The 22,844-nt window shown below is 70.1% G+C and carries 26 protein-coding genes; 13 read left to right on the plus strand and 13 right to left on the minus strand.

Annotated features, from left to right (window positions below):
* Positions 1-97 precede the first annotated feature (97 nt).
* From ACFV9C_RS19565 to ACFV9C_RS19585, 5 genes are all read left to right on the plus strand, one after another.
* Positions 98-670: a TetR/AcrR family transcriptional regulator gene (locus ACFV9C_RS19565; RefSeq protein ID WP_380195395.1), complete on the plus strand. Its 573-nt coding sequence runs from the start codon at positions 98-100 to the stop codon at positions 668-670.
* Positions 654-2,312 carry a nitrilase-related carbon-nitrogen hydrolase gene (locus ACFV9C_RS19570; protein ID WP_380195397.1) on the plus strand — a complete coding sequence of 553 codons (1,659 nt, stop codon included), beginning with the start codon at positions 654-656 and terminating at the stop codon, positions 2,310-2,312. The genes ACFV9C_RS19565 and ACFV9C_RS19570 overlap by 17 nt, the downstream gene beginning before the upstream one ends.
* Complete coding sequence (locus tag ACFV9C_RS19575) at positions 2,200-3,222, plus strand: alpha-hydroxy-acid oxidizing protein (RefSeq protein ID WP_380195399.1); 1,023 nt, start codon at positions 2,200-2,202, stop codon at positions 3,220-3,222. Before ACFV9C_RS19570 ends, ACFV9C_RS19575 begins: the two co-directional genes overlap by 113 nt.
* A 16-nt stretch (positions 3,223-3,238) precedes the next feature.
* Positions 3,239-3,490, plus strand: a complete 252-nt coding sequence (locus ACFV9C_RS19580) for a type II toxin-antitoxin system Phd/YefM family antitoxin (RefSeq protein ID WP_380195401.1) — start codon at positions 3,239-3,241, stop codon at positions 3,488-3,490.
* A gap of 85 nt (positions 3,491-3,575) precedes the next feature.
* Positions 3,576-4,220, plus strand: a complete 645-nt coding sequence (locus tag ACFV9C_RS19585) for an HAD family hydrolase (protein ID WP_380195403.1) — start codon at positions 3,576-3,578, stop codon at positions 4,218-4,220.
* Between the two features lie 43 nt (positions 4,221-4,263).
* On the opposite strand, the gene ACFV9C_RS19590 is transcribed toward ACFV9C_RS19585, so the two are convergent.
* Together ACFV9C_RS19590 and ACFV9C_RS19595 are read right to left on the minus strand one after the other, a co-directional pair.
* Positions 4,264-5,343 (minus strand): 2-oxoacid:ferredoxin oxidoreductase subunit beta, encoded by a 1,080-nt coding sequence (locus ACFV9C_RS19590; RefSeq protein ID WP_380195405.1) that lies wholly within the window; start codon positions 5,341-5,343, stop codon positions 4,264-4,266.
* Complete coding sequence (locus tag ACFV9C_RS19595) at positions 5,340-7,307, minus strand: 2-oxoacid:acceptor oxidoreductase subunit alpha (protein ID WP_380195407.1); 1,968 nt, start codon at positions 7,305-7,307, stop codon at positions 5,340-5,342. Before ACFV9C_RS19595 ends, ACFV9C_RS19590 begins: the two co-directional genes overlap by 4 nt.
* A 246-nt stretch (positions 7,308-7,553) precedes the next feature.
* Between ACFV9C_RS19595 and ACFV9C_RS19600 the strand changes: the two genes are divergently transcribed.
* The gene (locus ACFV9C_RS19600; protein ID WP_380195409.1) at positions 7,554-8,309 is read left to right on the plus strand and encodes a hypothetical protein; all 756 of its coding nucleotides are present in this window, start codon (positions 7,554-7,556) and stop codon (positions 8,307-8,309) included.
* A gap of 10 nt (positions 8,310-8,319) precedes the next feature.
* On the plus strand, positions 8,320-8,676 hold the full coding sequence (locus ACFV9C_RS19605) for an NADH-quinone oxidoreductase subunit A (protein WP_141855095.1): 357 nt from the start codon (positions 8,320-8,322) through the stop codon (positions 8,674-8,676).
* On the opposite strand, the gene ACFV9C_RS19610 is transcribed toward ACFV9C_RS19605, so the two are convergent.
* Entirely contained in the window at positions 8,646-9,563 is a 918-nt protein-coding gene (locus ACFV9C_RS19610) for an ornithine cyclodeaminase family protein (RefSeq protein ID WP_380195411.1), read from the minus strand. The two genes, ACFV9C_RS19605 and ACFV9C_RS19610, sit on opposite strands and share 31 nt — an antisense overlap.
* Positions 9,564-9,609: 46 nt before the next feature.
* Between ACFV9C_RS19610 and ACFV9C_RS19615 the strand changes: the two genes are divergently transcribed.
* Together ACFV9C_RS19615 and ACFV9C_RS19620 are read left to right on the plus strand one after the other, a co-directional pair.
* Positions 9,610-10,959, plus strand: a complete 1,350-nt coding sequence (locus ACFV9C_RS19615; protein ID WP_380195413.1) for a serine hydrolase domain-containing protein — start codon at positions 9,610-9,612, stop codon at positions 10,957-10,959.
* Positions 10,960-11,128: 169 nt separating this feature from the next.
* A complete protein-coding gene (locus tag ACFV9C_RS19620) occupies positions 11,129-11,341 on the plus strand; it encodes a hypothetical protein (RefSeq protein WP_380195415.1) in 213 nt (70 codons plus the stop codon).
* On the opposite strand, the gene ACFV9C_RS19625 is transcribed toward ACFV9C_RS19620, so the two are convergent.
* The 7 genes from ACFV9C_RS19625 to ACFV9C_RS19655 all read right to left on the minus strand — a co-directional run bounded on the left by ACFV9C_RS19625 (position 11,338) and on the right by ACFV9C_RS19655 (position 17,868).
* Positions 11,338-14,259, minus strand: coding sequence for an AAA family ATPase (locus ACFV9C_RS19625; protein WP_380195416.1), 2,922 nt, complete (start codon positions 14,257-14,259; stop codon positions 11,338-11,340). The genes ACFV9C_RS19620 and ACFV9C_RS19625 overlap by 4 nt on opposite strands.
* Before the next feature lie 149 nt (positions 14,260-14,408).
* Complete coding sequence (locus ACFV9C_RS19630; protein WP_380195418.1) at positions 14,409-14,570, minus strand: hypothetical protein; 162 nt, start codon at positions 14,568-14,570, stop codon at positions 14,409-14,411.
* A 15-nt stretch (positions 14,571-14,585) separates the two neighbouring features.
* The gene (locus ACFV9C_RS19635) at positions 14,586-14,717 is read right to left on the minus strand and encodes a hypothetical protein (RefSeq protein ID WP_380195419.1); all 132 of its coding nucleotides are present in this window, start codon (positions 14,715-14,717) and stop codon (positions 14,586-14,588) included.
* Between the two features lie 228 nt (positions 14,718-14,945).
* Positions 14,946-15,101, minus strand: a complete 156-nt coding sequence (locus ACFV9C_RS19640; protein WP_380195421.1) for a hypothetical protein — start codon at positions 15,099-15,101, stop codon at positions 14,946-14,948.
* A gap of 101 nt (positions 15,102-15,202) precedes the next feature.
* Positions 15,203-15,904 (minus strand): GntR family transcriptional regulator, encoded by a 702-nt coding sequence (locus ACFV9C_RS19645; protein WP_380195423.1) that lies wholly within the window; start codon positions 15,902-15,904, stop codon positions 15,203-15,205.
* Positions 15,901-16,413 (minus strand): cysteine hydrolase family protein, encoded by a 513-nt coding sequence (locus tag ACFV9C_RS19650; RefSeq protein ID WP_380195425.1) that lies wholly within the window; start codon positions 16,411-16,413, stop codon positions 15,901-15,903. Before ACFV9C_RS19650 ends, ACFV9C_RS19645 begins: the two co-directional genes overlap by 4 nt.
* Before the next feature lie 3 nt (positions 16,414-16,416).
* Positions 16,417-17,868, minus strand: coding sequence for a purine-cytosine permease family protein (locus tag ACFV9C_RS19655; RefSeq protein WP_380195427.1), 1,452 nt, complete (start codon positions 17,866-17,868; stop codon positions 16,417-16,419).
* Positions 17,869-17,947: 79 nt separating this feature from the next.
* Between ACFV9C_RS19655 and ACFV9C_RS19660 the strand changes: the two genes are divergently transcribed.
* Genes ACFV9C_RS19660 through ACFV9C_RS19675 form a run of 4 tightly spaced genes read left to right on the plus strand, consistent with a single transcriptional unit; the run spans position 17,948 to position 20,997 of the window.
* On the plus strand, positions 17,948-18,796 hold the full coding sequence (locus ACFV9C_RS19660; protein ID WP_380195429.1) for an alpha/beta fold hydrolase: 849 nt from the start codon (positions 17,948-17,950) through the stop codon (positions 18,794-18,796).
* 4 nt (positions 18,797-18,800) lie between these two features.
* The gene (locus tag ACFV9C_RS19665; protein ID WP_380195431.1) at positions 18,801-19,358 is read left to right on the plus strand and encodes an NADH-quinone oxidoreductase subunit B; all 558 of its coding nucleotides are present in this window, start codon (positions 18,801-18,803) and stop codon (positions 19,356-19,358) included.
* Positions 19,355-20,062: an NADH-quinone oxidoreductase subunit C gene (locus ACFV9C_RS19670; RefSeq protein ID WP_380195432.1), complete on the plus strand. Its 708-nt coding sequence runs from the start codon at positions 19,355-19,357 to the stop codon at positions 20,060-20,062. Before ACFV9C_RS19665 ends, ACFV9C_RS19670 begins: the two co-directional genes overlap by 4 nt.
* A gap of 11 nt (positions 20,063-20,073) precedes the next feature.
* Positions 20,074-20,997, plus strand: a complete 924-nt coding sequence (locus ACFV9C_RS19675; protein WP_380195433.1) for a GNAT family N-acetyltransferase — start codon at positions 20,074-20,076, stop codon at positions 20,995-20,997.
* Here the strand turns inward: ACFV9C_RS19675 and ACFV9C_RS19680 are convergent.
* Genes ACFV9C_RS19680 through ACFV9C_RS19690 form a run of 3 tightly spaced genes read right to left on the minus strand, consistent with a single transcriptional unit; the run spans position 20,982 to position 22,830 of the window.
* Complete coding sequence (locus tag ACFV9C_RS19680; RefSeq protein ID WP_380195435.1) at positions 20,982-21,413, minus strand: PIN domain nuclease; 432 nt, start codon at positions 21,411-21,413, stop codon at positions 20,982-20,984. The two genes, ACFV9C_RS19675 and ACFV9C_RS19680, sit on opposite strands and share 16 nt — an antisense overlap.
* Positions 21,410-21,631 carry a ribbon-helix-helix protein, CopG family gene (locus ACFV9C_RS19685; RefSeq protein WP_380195436.1) on the minus strand — a complete coding sequence of 74 codons (222 nt, stop codon included), beginning with the start codon at positions 21,629-21,631 and terminating at the stop codon, positions 21,410-21,412. Before ACFV9C_RS19685 ends, ACFV9C_RS19680 begins: the two co-directional genes overlap by 4 nt.
* Before the next feature lie 32 nt (positions 21,632-21,663).
* Positions 21,664-22,830, minus strand: a complete 1,167-nt coding sequence (locus tag ACFV9C_RS19690; protein ID WP_380195437.1) for an NAD(P)H-binding protein — start codon at positions 22,828-22,830, stop codon at positions 21,664-21,666.
* Between the last annotated feature and the right edge of the window lie 14 nt (positions 22,831-22,844).

Raw genomic sequence — 22,844 nt, forward strand, 5'->3', positions numbered from 1 at the left:
CGGGCCGGTCCGGTGCCTGACGGATGTCACGGTCTCCGGGTTCGATCAGGGTTGAAATGCCTATACAGCGTATAGGGAATGCGTTCTTATTGATGTCATGAGGACGAAGGAGCGGATCACCGCGGCGGCGACGTACCTGCTGACCGAGCACGGCGCGGCCGGGGTGACGATGCGGAAGGTGGCGGCCGCGGTCGGCATCACGCCGATGGCGATCTACCAGTACTTCCCCGATCGGGAGACGCTGCTGAACGCGGTCGCGGACGCGGCGTTCGCGGAGCTGGTCCGGCGCTGGGAATCGGCGGACCGGCCGGTCGCGGCGGACGAGCGGCTCCGGGAGATGCTGCTCGACCACGTCGACTTCGCGCTGGAGCAGCCGCGGTTGTACGACTACATGTTCACCGAACGGCGGGACCAGGCCCGGCAGTTCCCGGACGATTTCCGGGCGCGGCGGTCGCCGACGCTGAACCTGGTCGCGGACGCGATCACGGCCGGCGTCGAGCAGGACCTGTTCCGCGACGAGGACGTGTGGGAGACCAGCCTGATGTTCGCGGCGCTCCTCCACGGCCTGATCCAGCTCCACCACGGCGACCGCGTCGGCATGCCCGACCCCGCCTTCCGCACCCTGTGTCTCCGCCTGGGCGAAAGGATGATCAATGAACTCCGGAAATGAGTCTCCCGCCGGCACTCGCGAGCGGTCGCGTTTGGTGGGGGTGCGGGCGTGGGGTGTTGGCGCTTCAGCTGCGCTTGCTACTGGGGTGTTGTTGTTCCTGGGGTCGGGGTTGCATGCGGTTCCTGCGCTGACGTGGTGTGCGGCGGTGCCCGTGTTTTGGGTGGCGCCTTTGGTGCGGGGGTGGGTGGCGGGTGTGGTTGCGTTCGTGGGGTGGGTCCTGGGGTTGAGCAACCTGGTGCGGTATTTGTTGACGGATCTCGAGCTGCCAGTGGTTGCGCTCGGGTTCTTGGTGGCGTTGGCGGCGGTGTTTGCGCTGACCGTGCTGTTCTTCCGGGCGTTGATGGTGCGCGGGCATCCGGTGGCGGCGGCGTTGGCGGCGCCTGCTCTGTGGGCGGCGCTCGACTGCCTGATCGCGACCTTCTCACCGCACGGAGCGTTCACCAGTCTCGCGTACACGCAGGCAGATGTTGCCCCGATCAACCAGATCGTCTCGTTCACCGGCCCGTGGGGTGTGAGCTTTCTGCTGCTGTTCCCGGCCGCGGTGATGGCAGCCCGCCGGTGGATCCTCGTCGGCATCCTGGCGATAGTTGCCACAGGCACCTGCCTGTACGGCGTCGCGCGCCTCGACCACGCCACCGATCCGCCGGTGAAGATCGCCGTACTGTCCGCCGAAGGCGCAGACGAAGCGGGCTGGCCCAACGCGGGCGGCCCGGCGATCCTGGACCGCTACCGCCCGCTGATCGTCAACGCAGCAAAGGAGGGCGCGCAGATCGTCCTCCTCCCGGAGAAGATGATCGACGTCCACGACGGGCAGCTGCCGCCACTCTTCCAGGAGCTTTCCGCCAGCAACAAGATTCAGCTGGTCGTCGGTCTCGGCGGCGACCGCAACCGCGCGCTGATCTTCCACCCGGACGGCAGTACGCCGACGTCGTACGACAAGCACCACCTGATCCCCGGCCTCGAGTCGTACCCGCCCGGCGACCAGCTGGCGACGTACGACGACTGGGGTCTGATGATCTGCAAGGACATGGACTTCCCGGCGCTCGCCCGCCAGTACGGCAAGCTCGGCACCGGCCTGCTGCTGGTCCCCGCGCTCGATTTCGTCGACGACGGCTGGCTGCACAGCCGGATGGCGATCCTGCGCGGCATCGAGAACGGCATCCCGATCGCCCGCGCCGGCAGCAAAGGCCGCCTCACCCTGACCGACGCGAACGGCCGCGTCGTCGCCGAGACGACCGCCCCGGCGGACGCCCCCGCGACGCTGATCGGCGAGCTCCGCCCGGGCATCGACCGTACCGTCTACACCGCCTGGGGAGACTGGTTCGCCTGGCTGTGCGGGCTGGTCGCGGTCGCCGGAGTGGTGCTGTTGAGTCGGCGTGGCGGGCGTGGGAGCATCCGGCATGGGCAACTTCGGGGACTACCAGTTGCAGATCTACCTGCAGGGGATGCTGCAGGGGACGACGCCGGAGATCACCACCGACCTGGCCCGGCTGGAGTCGCAGGCGGCCGGGAAACTGCCGGTCGAGGCGATGGGGTACATCGTGCCGAGCGCGGGCGGCGGCGCGACGGCCCGCGCGAACCAGGCGGCGTTCGACCGCTGGCGGCTGGCACCCCGGATGCTCCGCGGCAGCACGGACCGTGACCTGTCCTGCACGATCCTCGGTACGTCGATGCCGGCGCCGGTGCTGGTCGCGCCGATCGGTGTCCAGACCCTCGCGCACCCGGACGGCGAGCTCGCGACGTCCCGCGCCGCGGACGCCCTCGGGCTCACGTACACGCACTCGACTCAGGCCAGCCACGCGATCGAGCAGATCGAGGCGGCGAACAAGTGGTTCCAGCTGTACTACCCGACCGACCGTGACGTCTGCCTCAGCTTCCTGCGGCGCGCGAAGGCCGCTGGGTACGCCGTACTCGTGGTCACGCTCGACACCGGGACGATCGGCTGGCGGCCGGCCGATCTGGACCGCGGGTTCCTGCCCTTCCTGAAGGGGGAGGGACTGGCGAACTACTTCAGCGACCCCGCGTTCCAGGCGAAGCTGGCGAAGCCGGTCGCGGAGGACCCGGGGGCGGCGGTGATGCACTGGGCACAGATGTTCCCGAACGTCGGGCTGGCCTGGGACGACCTGTCGTTCCTGCGCGACAACTGGGACGGGCCGATCGTGCTGAAGGGCATCACACACGTCGAGGACGCCAAGCTCGCGGCCGAGCACGGCGTCGACGGCATCGTGGTCTCGAACCACGGCGGCCGCCAGGTCGACGGCGCCGTCGCCGCCCTCGACGCCCTGCCGGCGATCGCGGACGCGGTCGGCGAGCAGCTCACGATCCTGTTAGATTCCGGCGTACGCACCGGTTCCGACGCCGCGAAGGCCCTCGCCCTCGGCGCGAAGGCTGTCCTCCTCGGCCGCCCCCTCCTCTACGGCCTGGCGCTGGCAGGCCAGGCAGGAGTCGAGCACGTCCTCCGCTGCTTCCTCGCCGAACTCGACCTCACCCTGGCCCTCTCCGGCTACGCCAACCACCGCGAACTGAACCGCGACTCGGTGGTACGTGGCTAGGCGCTACTCTCGAGGCATGGATGCCGTGGGGCTGCGGGAGTTGCGGCAGCACGCGAGTGATCTGGTCCGCCGTGCTGAAGCTGGTGAGCACCTGCTGATCACGGTGTCCGGCCGGCCCGCCGCCGTGCTCGGGCCGCTGGAGCGTGACCACTGGCGCCGGTACGACGAGGTCGCAGACGTCCTGCGCCGCCGGACGGACGAGGACTGGGCAACCGATCGCGAACTCGTCGATCACAACCTGGCAGACCCGTGGGAGCCGAACCGATGAGAGCGGTGCTCGACGCCGTCACGCGGATGTACACCCGCAGGCCGAAGGACTTCCTCGACCTTGAGGACCTGCTCGGGGTCGGCCTGTGAAGGCTGTTGTTTTCGATCTGGACAATACGTTGTTCGACCACAGTGGGTCTGCTGAGCGGGCGCTGCGGGAGTGGGTCGCGGGGCTCGGGATCATGCCGACGGATGAGGTGGTCGCCGAGTGGTTCGCGATCGAGGAGCGGGTGTACGACGCGTATCTGCGGCGTGAGCTCACGCATCAAGGGCAGCGGCGGGCGCGGCTTCGGGAGTTTCTGCCGGTGCTGGGGCGGGAGGTGCCGGCTGCCGAGGCCGAGCTGGATGTGGTGTTCGAGGGGTATCTGAAGCAGTATCGCGGCAGCTGGGTGGCGTTCCCGGACGCGCGGCCCGCGTTGGAGGTTGCCCGGGGCAACGGGTGGCGGATCGGGGTGCTGACCAACGGGAACACCACACAGCAGAACGCGAAGCTCGAGGCGATCGGGCTCGCTGAGTACGTCGACGTGGTGTGCGCGTCCGAATCACTCGGCGTCAGCAAGCCCGATCCGTTGGCCTATCAGCGGGTTTGTGAGGAGCTGGGTGTCGCGCCGGCCGATGCGCTGATGATCGGGGACAACCTGGAGCTCGACGTGCTGGCGGCACGCGCGGCCGGGATGACCGCTCGGCACCTCGACCGGTCGACCGGCCACGGCCTGCTCGACCTGCTGTAGCTGCTGGATCTGCGCGTCGCGCGCAGACCCAGCAGCCGTGCAACTAGTTGATCGTCCAGGTGTCGGCGCCGGTGACCAGTGCCTGGAGGTCGCCGGTGCCCTGGGTCTCCTGGGCGGTGATGATCTGCTGGCGGACCTGGTCGTCGTACGCCGGGCGGTCGACGTTGCGGAAGACGCCGACCGGGGCCCGGTGCAGGACGCCGCCGTCGGTGAGGCGGGACAGTGCGAACGCGTACGCCGGGTCGTCGACATGCGCGTCGTGCACCACCAGGTCGGCCTCGCCGCCCGGCAGCGAAGCGACCTCGCGGACCGCGAGCGAGGCGAACCCGTCGCGGACCACGCCGAGCCGGCCGTCCGTGCCGAACCGGATCGGTTCGCCGTGGACGAGCGGGATGATCGCGTCGTCCCGAGTCTCCGGGTCCTTGAACGCCTCGAACGCGTTGTCGTTGAAGATCGGGCAGTTCTGGTAGATCTCCACGAACGCCGTACCGCGGTGCTCGGCCGCGGCTCGCAGTACCGACGTCAGGTGCTTGCGGTCGGAGTCGATCGTCCGGGCCACGAACGTCGCCTCTGCGCCGAGCGCCAGCGAGACCGGGTTGAACGGGTTGTCCACCGACCCCATCGGCGTCGACTTCGTCACCTTGCCCGGCTCCGAGGTCGGCGAGTACTGCCCCTTGGTGAGCCCGTAGATCCGGTTGTTGAACAGCAGGATCTTCAGGTTCACGTTCCGCCGGAGCGTGTGGATCAGGTGGTTGCCGCCGATCGACAGCGCGTCGCCGTCACCGGTCACCACCCACACGCTCAGGTCCGGCCGCGCGGTCGCGAGACCGGTCGCGATCGCCGGCGCCCGGCCGTGGATCGAGTGCATGCCGTACGTCGACAGGTAGTACGGGAAGCGGGACGAGCAGCCGATGCCGGAGACGATCGCGACGTTCTCGCGCTTGATCCCGAGCTCGGGCAGGAAGCCCTGGAAGGCCGCGAGTACGGCGTAGTCACCGCAGCCGGGGCACCAGCGGACCTCCTGGTCCGACACGTACTCCTTGCGGTTCTGCGGATCGGTCGCGGGCGGGACGTTCCGCAGGCCGTCGGGCAGGCTCGGCATGCCGAGCTCTACGGCGCTCATCGTGCTCCCTCCTTGAGGTGGCCGTTCTGGTCGGCGAGTGCTTCGCCGTGCTTCAACGCGGCCGCCGCGGTGCCGAGGTGCCGGGCGTCGTCGTCGATACCCTCGGTCTCCTCGACCAGGTTGCCGATCACCTCGGCCAGCTCCGCGGCGCCCAGCGGCATGCCGCGGACCTGCGCGTACGAGACGACGTCGACCAGGTACTTCGACCGCAGCAGCATCGCCAGCTGGCCCAGGTTCATCTCCGGCACGAGCACCTTCTCGTACGACCGCAGCACGTCGCCGAGGTTCGACGGGAACGGGTTCAGGTGCCGCAGGTGCGCCTGCGCGATCTTGCCGCCGACCGTACGGACCCGGCGGACACCGGCGCCGATCGGGCCGTACGTCGAACCCCACCCGAGCACCAGGACCTTCGCCGTACCGTCCGGGTCGTCGACCTCGACCGGCGGGATCGTCCGCGCGACCGCGTCCACCTTCGCCTGCCGGGTGCGGATCATCAGGTCGTGGTTGGCCGGGTCGTAGGAGATGTTCCCGGTCTTGTCCTCCTTCTCCAGACCGCCGATCCGGTGGTCCAGGCCCGGCGTCCCCGGGACCGCCCAGGCGCGCGCGAGGGTCTCCGGGTCACGCTCGTACGGCAGGTACTTGCCGTCGGGCGTGTTCGGCGCGGTGGTGAAGTTCGGGTCGACCGTCGGCAGGTCCTCGATCACCGGGATCTGCCACGGCTCGGACCCGTTCGCCAGGTAGCCGTCGGACAGCACGATCACCGGCGTCCGGTAGGTGATCGCGATCCGGGCCGCCTCGACCGCGATCGCGAAGCAGTCCGCCGGGGACTGCGCGGCGAGCACCGGCAGCGGCGCCTCGCCGTTCCGCCCGAACATCACCTGCAGCAGGTCGGCCTGCTCGGTCTTGGTCGGCATCCCGGTCGACGGGCCGGCGCGCTGGATGTCGCAGACCACCAGCGGCAGCTCGAGCATCACGCCGAGGCCGATCGTCTCCGACTTCAGGCTGATGCCCGGGCCGGACGAGGTGGTGACGCCGAGCGCCCCGCCGAACGACGCGCCCAGAGCGGCGCCGACACCGGCGATCTCGTCCTCGGCCTGGATCGTGGTGACGTTGAACCGCTTGAGCTTGGACAGCTCGTGCAGTACGTCGGACGCCGGGGTGATCGGGTACGCGCCGAGCACCAGCGGCAGCCCGGCCCGCTGCGCGCCGGCCACCAGGCCGTACGCCAGCGCCAGGTTGCCGGAGATGTTCCGGTACGTCCCGGTCGCCATCTTGGCCGGCTTCACCTCGTACCGGACCGAGAACTCCTCGGCGGTCTCGCCGAAGTTGTAGCCGGCCCGGAAGGCGGCGATGTTCGCGTCCCGGATGGCCGGGTTCTTCGCGAACTTGGTCTCCAGGAACGTGATCGTCGACTCGACCGGCCGCTGGAACAGCCAGGACACCAGGCCGAGCGCGTACATGTTCTTCGCCCGGGACGCGTCCTTGCGGGACAGGCCGAACTCCTTGACCGACTCCACCGTCATGCCGGTCAGGTTCAGCGGTACGACGTGGTAGCCGTCGAGCTCGCCGGTCTCCAGCGGGTTCTCGTCGTACCCGATCCGTTTCAGGTTCCGCGCGGTGAAGTCGGCGGTGTCGACGATCAGCGTCGCGCCCCGCGGCACGTCCTTCAGGTTCGCCTTCAGGGCGGCCGGGTTCATCGCGATCAGGACGTCGGGCGCGTCGCCCGGCGTCAGGATGTCGTGATCGGCGAAATGCAACTGGAAGGAGCTGACCCCGGGCAGGGTTCCGGCTGGTGCGCGGATCTCCGCCGGGAAGTTGGGCAGCGTCGACAGGTCATTGCCGAACGACGCCGTTTCCGCTGTGAACCGGTCCCCCGTGAGCTGCATTCCGTCACCGGAGTCGCCGGCGAACCGGATCACCACGCGGTCGAGCTGCTTGACCTCGATGGTCACTGTTCTGTTCATCTCCAAGTCGAAGCTTGGGTCGGCCTGCGCCTTGTGAGCGGCACGTCGATCCCCCCGTCAGGGCGATAACCCCAATATTAGTTCGCCCTTAGAACGGAACCATGCGGAAGCCCCGATGGTCCACAGCCTGGGACGCGGTGTTACAAGCGTCTCCGATGCGGTAGCGGGCGGTCAGCGCCCGGTTGCGATCCGGAGTGAGAACCGGCAGGGTGGCGTCCACTGACTGCGATTTCAGGGAGTTGTTCGATGCGGCGACTGCTGGCCGGACTGCTGATGGTGCTGCTGCTCGGCAGCGTGGTCCCGAGCGCGTCCGCGGTCCCGTCGCCGGTGCGCACGCTGAAAATCGCGAGCATTCGTACGACGGATGCGACCAAGGGCGTGATCACGGTCGTCGGCACGCTGTCTCCGGCGCCGGCGAACGGGACCAGGATCCCGTTGCACCAGTGGATCCCGTCGCAGAAGCGCTGGCAGGAGATCGCGCACGGCTACTCGACGGGCGGTAGCGTGACGATCACCACGGTCCAGCCCGGGTCGGTCCGCACGTACCGGATCGCCGTCGGGGCGCAGGCGCCGTACGCCGCGGCGCTGTCGCCGATGATCTCCTTCAAGCACTACGTGTGGCGGGGGATCTTCAAGAAGGGCGTGCTCGCGGTCGGCGGGGCGGGGCAGCCGCAGTTCAACGTCGTACCGCCGAAGGAAGGGCCGCGCCGGTCCGAGGCCGACCTGCTGGCGGACCAGGGCGGGTACGTCTGGGGCGAGGTCGACTCGACCGGCTGCCGGTACTCGCGCAACTGGCTGGGCAACCTAACCGACGGCCTGGTCCGGGTGTCGCTGCACAACGGGACCACGGCGGTCACCTCGCTCCGGATGCAGCAGGAGACCGAGACCTGGCTGAACTACGACATCTCCGGCATCACTCGCCTCCGCCTCCAGGTCACCGACATCCGCTCCGGCTACGGCCCGTACGTCTCGATCGACTCGCTCCTGCTCTGTACGAACTAGACTCTTGCCCGTGTCGGACAGCTATGGCGTCGTCGCCGCGGTGGTCGCGCTCGGCCTGGTCGGGCTGATCGGTGCGTTCGCGCTGAACAAGGCGCTGACGGTCACGTATCCGACCGAGGGCAAGCTCAAGACGTACGAGTCGGGCGTCGACCCGGTCGGCGAGGGCTGGGCGCAGGTCCACATCCGGTACTACCTGTTCGCGTACCTCTACGTGATCTTCGCCGTGGACGCGATCTACCTCTTCCCCTGGGCCACCATCTTCAACACCCTCGGCTTCGCCACGCTGATCGAGATGTTCGTCTTCCTCGCCTTCGTCGCCGTCGGCCTCCTGTACGCCTACCGCAAGGGCGTCCTGCGCTGGACCTGAGCCAGCGCGGCCGCGATCGACCAGTCCTGGCAGCCGACGCCTACTGACTTGAAGACGGTTCGGCTGGTCGGGTGGGGTGGGTTGGTGAGGGCTGGGCCGAGTTCGATGAGGTCGGTTTCGGTGAGGGTGCCCTTGGCGATTGCATCGATGATCTCGCCGGATTCTTCGAGGGCGGCTTCGCGTTGGTCGACCACGACGGTGCTGTTGGTGAACAGGTTCCGGGGGAGCTCGCGCATGGTGGGGCGGAAGGCGCCGATCGCGTTCACGTGGACCTGCTCCGGGAGCGCGTCCGCGGTGAAGAGCGGCGTGCTCGAGGAGGTCGCGCAGCAGATGATGTGCGGGGTGGCGATCGAGGCGTCGAGGTCCGTCGTCGGGGTGAAGCGGACGTCGGGGAACTCCGCCGCCAGAGTCCGAGCCAGCGCGGTGGCGCGGTCGGCGGAGCGACCGGTCACGGTGACCGAGGTGATCGGGCGTACGGCGAGGACCGCGCGGACCTGGTCGGGGGCCTGGGCGCCGGTCCCGATCACGGTCAGCCGGGACGCGTCCGCGGGCGCGAGCAGATCCGTCGCGACGCCGACCACCGCGCCGGTCCGGAGCGTGGTGATCGAGCTGCCCTCGGCGACCAGCTGCTCGCCGTCGCCGGTCCAGATCACGGTCGCCCGGATCGCCGGCACCTGGTCGAGCGCGATCCCGATCTTCTTCACCACCGCGGTCCCGGTCGGGGAGTGGTACGCCGACATCACCAGCACCGCGCCGTCGCCGAAGATCTGCCGCGGCGGCAGTACGAAGTGCCCGGCGGCGAGTTCCCGGAACCCGTCCCGGACGGCGTCGATCGCCGTACTCATCGGCACGGCCCGGCGGACATCTTCGGCGGAGAGCACGATCACCCGCCCGAGCATATTCTGAGGCCTCCGCCTACCAAGGAGCGACGACGTGCAGAGCTGGCTGGACGAGAACCTCACGGACCTGATCACCAAACACGGCGTCCCGGCGGCCTCGGTCGCGGTGCTGGCCGGCGGCCAGGTGAGTACGGCGGCCGCGGGCATCCTGAACCTGAACACCGGCGTCGAGGCCACCACCGACTCGGTGTTCCAGATCGGGTCGATCACCAAGCTCTGGACGACCACACTGATCATGCAGCTGGTTGCCGACGGCAAGCTGGACCTGGACCGGCCGGTCCGCGAGTACCTGCCCGACTTCCGGCTCTCCGACGAGGCAGCGGCCGCGGCGATCACCCCACGGCAGCTGCTCACGCACTCCAGCGGGTTCTCCGGCGACGCGTTCACGCCGACGTCGCGCGGCGACGACGCGGTCGAGCTGTTCGTCCACGACGTACTGCCCGAGCTGCCGCAGGAGGTGCCGCCGGGCGCCGGGTTCTCGTACAACAACTCCGGCTTCGTGGTGCTCGGCCGGATCGCCGAGGTACTGCGGGGCAAGCCGTACCACCAGCTGATCCGCGAGCACATCGCCGTACCGCTGGAGCTGGAGCACGTCGCGACGCTCCCGGACGAGGCCCTGCTGTACCGCGCCGCGCTCGGGCACATCGCGCCGGCGCCCGGGGACCCGCTCCGGGCGGCGCCGATGTGGAGCCTGGTGCACGCGATGGCGCCGGCCGGGTCGTTGCTGGCGATGAGCGCGGGCGACCTGCTGTCGTTCGGGCGGGCGTACCTGGACGCGAAGCTGCTCGACCGGGAGACGATCGACCGATTGTGGGAGCCGCAGATCGACGTACCGGCGATCGGTGGGTTCGCGGACCACTGGGGACTCGGCTGGATGATCTTCGACCTCGACGGCGGCCGGCTGTACGGGCACGACGGCGGCACGCTCGGCCAGTCGGCGTTCTTCCGGCTCGCTCCGGAGCAGGGCGTCGGGGTCGTGCTGCTCACGAACGGCGGGGACACGGGCGCGCTGTACGACGAACTCGTCGGGCACGTCCTCCGCGAGACGACCGGGATCGAGCTGGCGGTCCGGCCGACGCCGCCCGAGGAGCCCGTGCGGGTCCCGGCGGAGCTGGTCACCGGGCGGTACACCGGCGTACTCCAGCAGTCGACGGTCAGCGTCGAGGACGGAGAGTTCTGGGTGCTCGACGAGCCGGTCAGCGAGGAGGCGCGGGCGCTGATGCCGGAGTCGCAACGGACCCGGCTGGTGGGGCTCGACGAGACCCGGCTGATCGCGGCCGAGCCGGAGGGCGGGGTGCATGCGGTGCTGGCGTTCCGGAGCCCGGTGGACGGTCGCGCGGCGTATCTGTTCCGGGGTGGGCGGCTGACGCCGCGGAGTAACTGAGAGTTGTTGCAGTTTCTGTTGCCTGATCACCGTTTGTGCTTGCGCGCGGCAACGAGCGTGAGAATCAAGCGTTCTGTTCAACGGAATGCGTACAAGTGGTCGCCAAGCGCAGGGTTCGCGACTATGGTGATTACTCGGGGGAACGGGGCGAGTACGTGGTGGTGAGGCTATGTCGTGGCAACTGTGGGTAGTGATAGCTCTTGCCGCGGTCGGGCTGGTGCTCTGGGCCGCAGCGAGAATGCGGCACGCCCGCCAGGTCTTCGACGACATCACCGAGCCGGAACACCGCCCCGAGGCCCACGAGCCCGAGCCTGACGAACTGGCCCGCGCCCGAGCCCGCCACCAAACCCAGGACACCACCCACAACCGCCGCCACGGCTAAGCGTCTTCCAGCAGGCCGTCCCGGCGGGCTACTGCTGCCGCTTCGGTGCGGGAGCGGACGCCGAGTTTGGCGAGGATGTTGGAGACGTGCACGCTGACCGTCTTCTCGCTGATGTACAGCTCCCGCGCCAGCTGCCGGTTCGTCCGGCCCTCGGCGAGCAAACGCAGTACTTCGGTCTCCCGCGACGTCAGCGCACTCGCGCCGTGCGAGTCCCCGCCACCCGCCTCCTCCAGCAGCGGCCGCGCGCTCAACTCGCGGCCGGCCTCGGCCGCCAGCGCCGCCTGCTCGTTTGCCTCCGCGACCCGCCCGGCCGCCCGCAGCGCCGCCGACAACCGGACCCGCGACCACGCCTGCTCGAACACGTACCCGTACCCGAACGCGTCCGTGGTCCGCTGCCACGCCGCGACATGCTCCTCGGGCGTCGGCGCGTCGACCCCGGCCAGCCACCGCAGCCGCTCCCACTCCGACTCCAGCCGCGCCAGCCACGCGAGCCCTTCAACCCCCATCAGGCGCCCCGGCGGCAACCCCTTCTCCGCGGTCGACTGACCCATCGACACCAGCTCCGCCCCGCGCGCAACCAGGTCGGCCGCGGCCGAAGGCTCACCCACCGCCCGATGACACAGCAGCTGCAACCCGAGCGTCGCGAACCGGATCCGCCCCAGGAACCACTCGGTCTGGAACACGTCCGCGCACAGCATGGTCACGTCCGCGACCAGCTTCTCCGCCGCGGCCGGCTTGTCGAGCGCCCGGTACGCATCCACGGCCGGCTGCAGCCCAATGATCGGCAGCATGATGTCCAGGTCCCACCACTTGCGGGACATCTCGAACTCCTCCGCCACCGCGGTGTCCCCACGCCCGCCACGCACCGAGAACTCCACCGCCCGCAGCGCAGCCCCGGCCGCCGCCGGCGTCATCGCGTCGGTCCGCGCGGTCGCCGACGCGTCGTCCCACTCGCCGAGCATGAACTGGGTCAGCGCCAGCATCCGCCGCGCGTCGAACCCGTACGCCGCCCACTGTCGCCCGAGCTCACCCGCCCGCTTGGTCGCGAACGACAACGCCGCCTTCGCGTTCAGCAGGTCGCCCTGCTCGTACCGCGTCGACCCGAGCAGGAACCGGCTCCGCACCTCCGCGGCCGGATCGCCGGTGAGCTGCGCCCGTACGGCGGCCTCCTCGAGCTGCTTGGCCGCCGTCTCCGGGTCACCGGCCCGGCGGCGCAGCTGGGCGAGCGTGATCCCGGCGTCGCTGGCCGCGGACTCCTGCCCGGCCTCGCGGGCGATCTCCAGCGCCTTGTGCGCCCAGCGCTCGGCCTCCATCGGGCGGCCGAGCGCGTCCGAGACCCGCGCGTACAGCGAGGCGACCTGCGCCTTGAACACGCTGGCCGGCTCGTCGTTCACCAGCTTCAGCGCCTGCGAGACGGCCTCGTTGGACTCCTGGTCGTTGTCGATGATCAGCGCGATGTCGGCGAGTGGCAGCAGCAGCTCGGCGCGCTGCCGCTTCGGTGCCTCCTCCGGCAGCTCGGCCAGCGCCTTCCGGAGCAGCTTGAGCCCACGCAGGTGCTGCGAGGACAACGTCGCGGCGGTCGCGGTGTCGACGATCAGCCAGGTCTTGTCGACCGTGGTGGTCGGCGCCGCGTTCGGGAACAGCTCGAGCGCCATCTCATAGTGCTTCAGGGCCTCCTGCGGCGCGGCGACCGACAGCGCCTCCTGCCCGGCCCGGACCCGCGCCTCGAACGCCGTCGCCAGATCGTGCGACCGGGTGGCGTGCCCGGCCAGCTCGGCGGCGGTGCCCGCGACGGTCTGGTTCTCCAGGGCCTGCACGTACGCCGCGTGCTCGCGGACGCGCTCGCCCGGCAGCAGGTCGTCGTACACGGCCTCGGCCAGCAGCGCGTGCCGGAAGTAGTACCGATCGCTGGTCGGTACGTCGATGATGTGCGCGTCGATCAGCTCCCGCAGGGCGTCGTCGAGCTCGCGGTCCGGGAGCTTCGCGACCGCGGTGAGCAGCGTGTGCGGGACGCGGTGCCCGGCGACCGCGATCACCCGGGCCACCTGGCGGGCGTTGTCGGACAGCGGGTCGAGCCGGACCAGCAGCAGGTCGGCCAGATCCGGCGGCACGCCGTCGTTGTCGCCCATCGAGGCCGCCGCGGCCAGCTCCTCGGTGAAGAACGCGTTCCCGCCGGCGCGCTCCAGGATCCGGCGCTCCTCCTCGGCGGGCAGCGGATCGGTGAGCAGCGAGTGCAGCAGCGTCCGGGCCTCGTCGGCGTCCAGAGGCAGCAGGTTGACCCGGCGGACCCGCGGGTTCCGGGACCACTCGGCGATCGGGCGGCGGAGCGGGTGCCGGCGATGCAGGTCGTCGCTGCGGTACGAGACCACCAGGGCGAGTCGCTGCGAGGTCAGCCGGGTGATGAGGAAACCGATCAGGTCCCGGGTCGAGTCGTCGGCCCAGTGCGCGTCCTCGATGATCACCAGCAGCGGCTCGCTGGTGGACAGCGCGGTGAACCCGCCGAGCACCGCGTCGAACAGCGCGGCCCGGTCCAGCTGGCCCTCCTGCTGCGGCGCGGGCTGGGCGCCGAGCAGCCGGTGCGCGGGCAGCAGCCGGCCGATCGCGGGGAAGTTCGTCAGCACGCCCTCGACCAGGTCCGGGCGGTCGCCGGCCAGCCGGCCGAAGATCTCCGAGAACGGCTGGTACGGCAGGCCGGCGTCGCCGAAGTCGGTGCAGTGCCCGACGAGGACGCCGAAACCGCGCTCGTGTGCCCCGGTCGCGACCTCGTCCAGCATCCGGGTCTTGCCGACGCCGGCGTCGCCGGACAGCAGCACGGCACCGGCGCGGCGCGTCTTCGCGTCGTCCACGGCGCTGAGCAGGGCGGCCATCTCGGACGAGCGGCCGACGAGAGGTGTCGAGTTCCAGGGCACGTCGTCCATCTTCGCCCCTGGCGCCGACACAAATCGACGGCATCCCGTTCCGTGGGTTCTCCCGGTCGCAGAAGGCGGTACAGAAACCGGCCCGGCAGCAGAGACAGAAACGCCGTCCCTGATCGGTGTTTCCCGATCAGGGACGGCGGTCCCGGCGGTCATGCGACCGGACGGGGACGGAGGGCCGGCCGCGGCTTGGGCTCGGAACCCTTCACTGTGCGCTCCCGGCGGTTCGCCGCCCGGTAGTCACGCTTGGCGCGCTCCAGGCGGTACGCCGCCTCGGCTCGCATCGAATCGGGGGTCAGTGGAATGGAGATCATGGTGTTTTCCTCCCTTCAGGCTTTCCGGCCGAACAGGTGGCTGAAGGTCCGACGGGTCCCGGAGGTCCTCCGGTGCTGCCGGAAGTCGCGGCTGAGGCGCTCCCGGCGGTAGTCGACCTCTGCCTTGACGCTTGCGTTGGTGAACATGTGTTCCTCCGTTGTGCTGTGCCGGCTCCCTGCCGACACCCTTAATCTGCTCGTCTGAGGTGACCCCGCACATCGGAACTCCTCCCTATCCCCGCCGTAGGCGCACTCCTAGGTGCGCTTAGGGGGTCTTAGGACCCCTGAAAAGACGGTGGCGGGGGGGGGGGGGGGGGGGGGGGGGCCCCCCCCCCCCCCGCCGGGGGGAAGGGGTCTTTGGCGGTGAACGTGCGGTCACATCGCGGGCCGGGCCCGCAATTCGGGCGCGCAGGGCTGGGGCGGCTGCGGTGCGCGCTTGCGGAACCACAGGGGGCGCTGGAAGTCGCGGCGGATCCGCTCCTGGCGGTACTTCATCTCCGCCTGAACCGCGGCGGTCGAGTAAACGAACATGATCTCCTCCGGCTGCTCTCGCTGCTGAGAAAACAGTCCGTCTCTGAGGAGACCCCCCACATCAGCACTACTCCCTATGCCTGCGGCAACTACCCCCTTAGTCAGGCGTTGTAGGTGAGGTTGAGCTCGTAGTGGGTGGGGTCGAGGAGTTCGTCGGCGTGTTCGGCGAACTCGTCTGTCGCGGTCCAGCTGGTGCGGGTGGTGTGCAGGAACCAGGTGTTGTCCGGCCGCTCCAGGTGGCCGGCCTCGATCGGGGTGAGGACGCGGCCGCGGAGGCGTTGTTCGCAGTGGTCGAGGTACAGCCCGGCGCGGTTCAGCGTGACGCTGATCGAGCCGTTGTCGAGCCCGCGCTCCGGTAGGTCGCGGAGTTGCTCGAGCGCGGGGACCTGGCTCCGCTCGAGCGAGATCGCCGTACCGTCCGTCAGCTGCCGGACGCGTTCGATCACCACGAACGACGACGAGCCGAGCCCGAGGCGTTCGGCCAGCGCCGGATCCTCCTCGCGTTCGATCCGTACCGTCCGCATCCGGGTCTCGACGCCCTGTTCGGACAGGGCGTGCGTCCAGCCGAGCCGCCCGTCCAACGGGCGCCCGTCGAACAGCACGTACGAACCCTTCCCGGTCCGGGTGGCGATCAGCTCGTCCTCCGCGAGTACGGCGAGGGCCGCGCGGACCGTGTTCCGGCTGACCGCGAAGCGCCGCGCCAACTCCATCTCGCCCGGCAGTTGCGCACCGGGCCGGACGACGCCGGACTTGATCTCCCGCGCCAGCACCCGGGCCACCCGCTCGTGCTTGAGCCGGATCATCGCAACTGCTCCACGCTGACGATCTCCAGCATCGGCGCGTACAACCGCATCAGGTCGATCGCCTTCGCGTGGTTCTCCGCGGTGGACCCGGCGCACGCCTCCTCCACCACCTGCACCTGTACGCCGGCGTCGACCGCGGCCAGCGCCGTACTGATCACACAACAGTCGGTCGCCACGCCGGCCAGCACGAGCCGCCCGTCGACCTGCGCCGCCAGTTCGGGGCCCCAGGCACCGAACGTCGTCTTGTCGAGAGTTGGAGCGCCCTTGAACTCGTCCACCAACTGGTAGTCGGCCGCATCGGCCGGCTGCAACGCGAACGGGAACGCTTCGTAGTACCCCACCCACGCCCCGTCAGGCTTGTCCGGCGCGACGAACCGCGTGAACACCACCTCCGGCGAGAACAGCCTGATCAGCTCCCGCGTCGGCTCGATCACCCGCCGGAAGTCCGGCGTCGCCCACCCCGACGAAGGGTCCGCGAAGATCCGCTGCAGATCGATCAGTGCCAGCACGTCTCACGCCTCCTGCCGCCGTACGGCGGACCGTCCGCCGAACCACTGCGCGACGAACCCGAGCACCAGCGCCGCCAGTACGCCGAGGTTCGCGAACGCCCACGCGCCGTCCTTCGGGCCGAGCCCGAGCGGTCCGAGCAGGTACCCCTGCCAGGTCAGCCACGACGCCGCCGTATTCGTCACCAGCCCCCACCCGATGCCCGTGGCAACGACCATCGTCAGTACCGGCAGCCACCGGACATCGCCGTACCGCCCGGCCGGCCGATACAGGTCGTCCTCGGCGTAGTCGCGCCGGCGGGCCGCGATGTCGGCCAGGATGATCCCGCACCAGGCCGCGATCGGTACGCCGAGCGTGATCAGGAACCCCTGGAACTGGGCGAGGAACTTCCCGCCGTAGAACACCACGTAGATCGTCCCGCCGATCATCACCACCCCGTCGACGAACGCTGCGACGTACCGCTTGACCGGCAACCCGAGCGCCAGCAGCGCCAGCCCCGACGAGTAGATGTCGAGCACCGCGCCACCGACCAGCCCGAGTACGGCGACGATCACGAACGGCACCAGGAACCAGGTCGGCAGCGTCGCCGCCAGCGCACCGATCGGGTCCCCGCCGATCGCCGTACTCAGGTCCTTCGACGACCCGGCGAGCAGCAGCCCGAACACCAGCAGGACGACGGGAGCGACCGAGCCGCCGACCGTCGTCCAGCCGACCACGCCCCGGCTCGACGCCCGGCGCGGGAGGTACCGCGAGTAGTCCGCCGCCGCGTTCACCCAGCCGAGCCCGAAGCCCGTCATCAGGAACACCAGCGCACCGATCACCGCCTGGGTGGAACCGTTCGGAATCTGCGACACCGTCGTCCAGTGGATCTGGTCGGCGACCAGGATCATGTAGACGACGGTCAGTACGCCGGTCACGATCGTGATCACGGTCTGCGCCCGCATGATCAGGTCGAACCCGAGCACGCCGCACGCGACCGTCAGCAGCCCGACCACGACCAGCGCGATCACCTTGGTCAGCGCGCCGCCGCCCCAGCCGAGCCGGTCGAACACGGTCGCGGTCGCCAGCGTCGCGAGGATCGTCAGTACGGTCTCCCAGCCGACCGTCAGCAGCCAGGAAACCAGCGACGGAAGCTTGTTTCCGCGGACCCCGAACGCGGCCCGGCCGAGCACCATCGTCGGCGCCGAACCACGTTTTCCGGCCAGCGCGATCAGCCCGCAGAGCAGGAACGAGAACACCACCCCGATCAGCCCGGCGATCACCGCCTGCCAGAACGAGATCCCGAACCCGAGCGCGAACGCGCCGTAGCTCAGCCCCAGGACAGAGACGTTGGCCCCGAACCACGGCCAGAACAGCTGGCTCGGGCGGCCCTTCCGGTCCGCGTCCGCGATCACGTTCAGCCCGTTGCTCTCGACGGAGAGCGCGCGAGTCTGCTGCACCTCGACCTGACCGGTCATCTCGGCTCCTCAAATGAACCTGTTCAGTCCTGTTCAAACACGGTAGGCCCGGCCGGTCGGGTGGTCAACAATGAATGCCATGCAGCTCAGCGGCGCGGTGGACGGGTTCAGGCTGGCCTACGACCGGTACGGCGAAGGACCGGCGGTCGTGCTGCTGCACGGCTGGCCCGGCGACCGCACGGACTACCGCGTGCTCGCGCCGATGCTGGTGGAGCGGGGATGCGAGGTCGTGGTGCCGGACCTGCGCGGATTCGGTGCGTCGGACCGCTCCGACCCGGACCCGGTGCAGTACGGCGCCGACGCGCAGGCACGGAGCGTGCTCGCGCTGGTGAAGGAGCTGGGGCTCGACCGGCCGGTGCTCGCCGGGTACGACATCGGCAGCCGGATCGCGCAGCGGATCGCGCGGACCGGTCCCGAACTGGTGGAGGGTCTGGTGATCGCGCCGCCGCTGCCGGGGATCGGGAAGCGGGTGTTCTCCGAGCAGGCGCAGACGGAGTTCTGGTACCAGGCGTTCCACCGGCTGCCGGTGGTCGAGGAGCTGATCGACGGGCAGCCGGCCGCGGTCCGCGCGTACCTGCGGCACTTCTGGACGCACTGGTCCGGTCCGGGCTTCGAGCCGGACCTCGATCACCTGGTCGAGGTGTACTCGGCGCCGGGCGCCTTCACCGCGTCGATCAACTGGTACCGGGCAGGTGCCGGGGCGGTCGCCGTCTCCGCGGCCGAGACCGCGCCCCCGTCGTACGACCGGATCGCCGTACCGACCGTCGTGCTCTGGCCGGAGTTCGACCCGCTGTTCCCGCGCGCCTGGTCGGATCGGGTGGACGACTACTTCAGCGACCTCCGGGTCCGGCCGGTGGACGGTGTGGGGCACTACGCGCCGCTCGAGTACCCGGAGATCCTCGCGGAGGAGATTGTCGGACTAGGCTGAGCGCATGGCCGAGACCGAGCTGGGGATGCCGACGGTGCGACCGGCAGTCGGCGCGCTGGCACGGCTCGCGCCGGAGCCGGTGCGGTACCTGCTGAACTGGGGCCGGAAGTACTCGCTCTGGGTGTTCAACTTCGGCCTCGCCTGCTGCGCGATCGAGTTCATCGCGGCGTCGATGGGCCGGCACGACTTCATCCGGCTCGGTGTGATCCCGTTCGCGCCCGGACCGCGGCAGGCCGACCTGATGGTGGTGTCCGGCACCGTCACGGACAAGATGGCGCCCGCCATCAAACGGCTGTACGACCAGATGCCGGAACCGAAGTACGTGATCAGCTTCGGCTCCTGCTCGAACTCCGGCGGCCCGTACTGGGACTCGTACTGCGTGACCAAGGGCGTCGACCAGATCATCCCGGTCGACGTGTACGTACCCGGCTGCCCGCCGCGGCCGGAGGCGCTGCTGCAGGGCATCCTCAAGCTGCAGGAGAAGATCGCCGGCGAGACCGTCGCGAGCCGGTACGAGGAGCCGTCGGCGGCCGCCCTGACGCGGGGCCTGGTGCAGCCTTGACCACCGACGCTGTCGAGGCGCTGACCGGCGCCGGGATCGCCGCGACGTCCGCGAGTTCGTTCGGGCCGGTCGCGATCGACGTACCGGCGTCGGCGTGGGTCGCGGCGCACGAGGTACTGCGGGACGCGGTCGGCTTGACGTTCTTCGACTTCCTGAGCGCGTCGGACGAGCTCAAGGACGGGTTCCGGGTGGTGTCGCACCTCGCGGACTTCTGGGGCGGGTCGCACGTCGACCATGTGCTGGTGCGGACGCTGGTGCCGCGGGACCACGCCGTACTGCCGACGTTGACCGAGGTGTACGCCGGGGCGAACTGGCACGAGCGGGAGACGCACGAGATGTTCGGCATCGACTTCACCGGGCACCCGAACCTGACGACGCTGCTGCTCCCCGAGGAGTTCGAGGGCCACCCGCTGCGCAAGGAGTTCGTGCTGGCTTCGCGCGTCGCCAAGCCGTGGCCCGGCGCCAAGGAACCCGGCGAATCCGACCACGCCCCGTCCGGAGCCCCCAGCCGCCGCCGCACCCTCCCGCCCGGCGTCCCCGACCCCGAGACCTGGGGCCCTCGCCCACCCGGCTCCCCGGCACCCGACCCCCTGGCCCCTGCCGAAGCTGCCGCCACTCCCGCCCGCCCGCGACGCACCACCGCCCCCGGCGAACGACGCACCCGCCGCCAAGCCCCTCCCTCGGAACCGCCGCCCGAGTCGTAGGGTGAGCGGTTGTGATTCCTACTGCTGAAGAGCTGGCCGGTTGGACGTTGGAGCGGCAGCATCCGCTCACGCGGGAGTGGGTGGACGACGCGCGCCGGCTGGCGATCCTCGCCGAGGAGCATGCCGCGCTGGACATCCTGCTGGCCGAGGACCTGGACATCGCCGCCGCGCGGGCGCAGCGGCTGGCCCCGGGCAAGCCGGCCGAGTCGATGCTCAACCGCTGGGTTGCCGTCGGCAACGACCTGTGCGTGATGTTCAGCATGCGCTTCGAGAACATGAACCTGGCGAAGCCGTTCGTCGACGCCACCCCGATGACCCGCACCCCAGAGCAGTCCGACCTCGCCGCGCTCGCCGCCGCGGCCCGCGAGTACTACGGCATCCACAACCCGCTCTACGTCCGCCTCTGGACCGCCGGCGCCGGCATCGACGGCACTGCCCCCGACCGGCGGTTCCTCGGCGCGCCGATCAGCGAACTGCGGCCGTACGACGTACCGGAAGGCCTTGCGCTCCGCCCGGCGAAGACCGTCGACCACTACGACGACGCCCGCCGCGCGTACGCCGCCGTCGACGCCGAACACCCGCACCACGCGGACGAGGCGACCCTCCAGGACCTCGACGACCTGCAGGAGTCCGCCGACGACGGCCTGCTGTACGACGTCACCGTGAACGACGAGTGGGCCGGGTACGCCGCCGCGATCATCAAACCCGACGACGCGCTCGGCCTGCCCGCGTACGTCGTCCGCGAACTCGTCCTCGCCCCCGCCCACCGCGGCCACGGCTACGGCCGCCACCTGAGCGCCCTCCTGGCCCAGTCCCTCCCCGACCCCACCCGCATCCTGATCGGCACCATCCACTCCGCCAACCACGGCGCCCGCACCGCCGCCCTCACCTCCGGCCGCCACGACGTAGGCGGCTGGGTTCAGCTCCCGCTCTGACTCAGCCGCTCGGTCGGCTGCCCGGTCAGGTTGGCGATGAGCTCGAAGTCCTTGTCGAGGTGCAGCACGATCAGACCCGTCTGTTCCGCCGTGGCCGCGATCAGCAGGTCCGGCACAGACGGTGCTCGATGCTGGCCCGCGGACGCCAGTTGCGCCTGCACTACCACGGCACGGCGCTCAGCCGCTGGGGTGACGTTCTCCACCGGCATCGCAGCGACTGGCGGTTGTTGCAGGAGAGTTCGATGTTCCTCCGCCGATCGCGCGGAGAACCCGACCTCGAGCAAGGTCATCGTGCTGACGTGCACGAGTCCGCGGCTGATGCGATTTACCCAGTCCTCCCAATCGGGCGCGGCGCCCAGCCGCACGAGGGCCGACTTGTCGATCAGCCAGCGCCGTGAGTCGAGCGTCGGAGTCACGACCAGGCCTGAGCCATGACCTCAGGGTCCTTCACGTCGCGAGCCAGTTCCGACAGTCGCTGGAGGTCCGCGAGCGTGACAGTGACCTCGGAGCGCGCCGCTTCCTGGCTGAGTTGCCGACGCAGGTATTCGCTTCTGGACAACCCCTGGCTGGCTGCTCGCTGGTCGAGCACGGCGAGCACCTCGTCGGGTACATCGCGAATAAGCACGTCACTCATGTACGGCTCCCTTCTTCTGATATCTGATGATATCAAGCGCGAGGCGGCGTGTAGTAGAAGACTTCCTCGCGGACTATGCGGCCGGACTTGACTGTGCAGAGGGAGAGTTTGGTGGTTTGGGTGGTGTTGTGGTGGAAGGTGAAGCGGATGGCGAAGTGATCGTCGGTGACGAGGGGGCCCAGGACGTCGATGGCGTCGTGCTGGGTGTCGGCGGTTTGCTGGTGGGCGTGGGCGAGGATGGCGTCGGTGCCTTTGATCTCGAGTTCTTCGCCGTCGGTTTCGAGGGGTGCGACGCGGACCATGTCGGGGGCGGTGAGGGCGAGCGCTTCGGTGAGGCGGCCCGTGGAGAGAGCGGCGGTGTACTGGCGGGCGACCTCGGTCGTCGTCGGTACGCGGAACTCGGCGGCGTGGTCCGCGGCCCACTCGGCGAACGTGCGGGCGGGCCGGCCGGTCAGTTCGGCGACCGTGGTGGTGACCGGTTCGGGGTTGTCGACGAGTCCGGCCCAGTAGTTGACCGAGCTGTCCGCGAGGATCGGGTCGGCGCCGAGGTCGAGCATCGCCTGCCGGGCGGCGTCGGCGGACAGCGCCTCGACCCGCATCGGCTTGCCGACCACGCGCGCGATGGTGCGGATCTGCTCGGCCTGCGTCAGCACCTCCGGGCCGGTGAGGTCGTAGCTCCGGCCGGTGTGGTGGTCGCCGAGCAGCGCGAGTACGGCGACCGCGGCGATGTCGCGCTCGTGGATCAGCGACCGCCCGGCCTCGGGGTACGCGACCCGGACCACGTCGCCGGTGCGGAAGTCGTCGGCCCAGCCCTGCGCGTTCACGGCGAACCCGCCGGGGCGGACGAACGTCCAGTCCTTGTCCTTCAGCAACGCCTCGACGTCGCCCCACACCCCGCCGGACGGCGCGCTCAACGAGGACAGGTAGACGACGCGCTGCGGCAGTTCGGGGACCACGGCCGCTGCTCCGTCGGCGCTGAACGACGGCCAGAGCAGGAACGCCGCGTCCGCGCCGTCCGCGGCCCGTCGTACGGCGGCCGGGTCGGTGATGTCGCCCTGGATCAGCTCGACGTCGGGCGGAAGGGCGGCGCGTTCCGGCGTACGGACGAGGGCCCGGACGGAGACGCCCGCCGCACGCAGTCCGTCGACGACGTGCCGGCCGACGCGGCCGGTGGCTCCGGTGACAAGGATTGTTCTCATGCCCCCCACCCTCG

Origin of the sequence: Kribbella sp. NPDC059898 (assembly GCF_042730855.1) — a bacterium.
Taxonomy (GTDB): Bacteria; Actinomycetota; Actinomycetes; order Propionibacteriales; family Kribbellaceae; genus Kribbella.

Coding starts and splice junctions, on each gene's coding strand:
- ACFV9C_RS19565 (WP_380195395.1), top strand. CDS start 98: ATGAGGACGAAGGAGCGGATCACCGCGGCGGCGACGTACCTGCTGACC.
- ACFV9C_RS19570 (WP_380195397.1), top strand. CDS start 654: ATGAACTCCGGAAATGAGTCTCCCGCCGGCACTCGCGAGCGGTCGCGT.
- ACFV9C_RS19575 (WP_380195399.1), top strand. CDS start 2,200: ATGGGGTACATCGTGCCGAGCGCGGGCGGCGGCGCGACGGCCCGCGCG.
- ACFV9C_RS19580 (WP_380195401.1), top strand. CDS start 3,239: ATGGATGCCGTGGGGCTGCGGGAGTTGCGGCAGCACGCGAGTGATCTG.
- ACFV9C_RS19590 (WP_380195405.1), bottom strand. CDS start 5,343: ATGAGCGCCGTAGAGCTCGGCATGCCGAGCCTGCCCGACGGCCTGCGG.
- ACFV9C_RS19595 (WP_380195407.1), bottom strand. CDS start 7,307: ATGAACAGAACAGTGACCATCGAGGTCAAGCAGCTCGACCGCGTGGTG.
- ACFV9C_RS19600 (WP_380195409.1), top strand. CDS start 7,554: ATGCGGCGACTGCTGGCCGGACTGCTGATGGTGCTGCTGCTCGGCAGC.
- ACFV9C_RS19620 (WP_380195415.1), top strand. CDS start 11,129: ATGTCGTGGCAACTGTGGGTAGTGATAGCTCTTGCCGCGGTCGGGCTG.
- ACFV9C_RS19625 (WP_380195416.1), bottom strand. CDS start 14,259: ATGGACGACGTGCCCTGGAACTCGACACCTCTCGTCGGCCGCTCGTCC.
- ACFV9C_RS19630 (WP_380195418.1), bottom strand. CDS start 14,570: ATGATCTCCATTCCACTGACCCCCGATTCGATGCGAGCCGAGGCGGCG.
- ACFV9C_RS19635 (WP_380195419.1), bottom strand. CDS start 14,717: ATGTTCACCAACGCAAGCGTCAAGGCAGAGGTCGACTACCGCCGGGAG.
- ACFV9C_RS19640 (WP_380195421.1), bottom strand. CDS start 15,101: ATGTTCGTTTACTCGACCGCCGCGGTTCAGGCGGAGATGAAGTACCGC.
- ACFV9C_RS19645 (WP_380195423.1), bottom strand. CDS start 15,904: ATGATCCGGCTCAAGCACGAGCGGGTGGCCCGGGTGCTGGCGCGGGAG.
- ACFV9C_RS19655 (WP_380195427.1), bottom strand. CDS start 17,868: ATGACCGGTCAGGTCGAGGTGCAGCAGACTCGCGCGCTCTCCGTCGAG.
- ACFV9C_RS19660 (WP_380195429.1), top strand. CDS start 17,948: ATGCAGCTCAGCGGCGCGGTGGACGGGTTCAGGCTGGCCTACGACCGG.
- ACFV9C_RS19665 (WP_380195431.1), top strand. CDS start 18,801: ATGGCCGAGACCGAGCTGGGGATGCCGACGGTGCGACCGGCAGTCGGC.
- ACFV9C_RS19685 (WP_380195436.1), bottom strand. CDS start 21,631: ATGAGTGACGTGCTTATTCGCGATGTACCCGACGAGGTGCTCGCCGTG.
- ACFV9C_RS19690 (WP_380195437.1), bottom strand. CDS start 22,830: ATGAGAACAATCCTTGTCACCGGAGCCACCGGCCGCGTCGGCCGGCAC.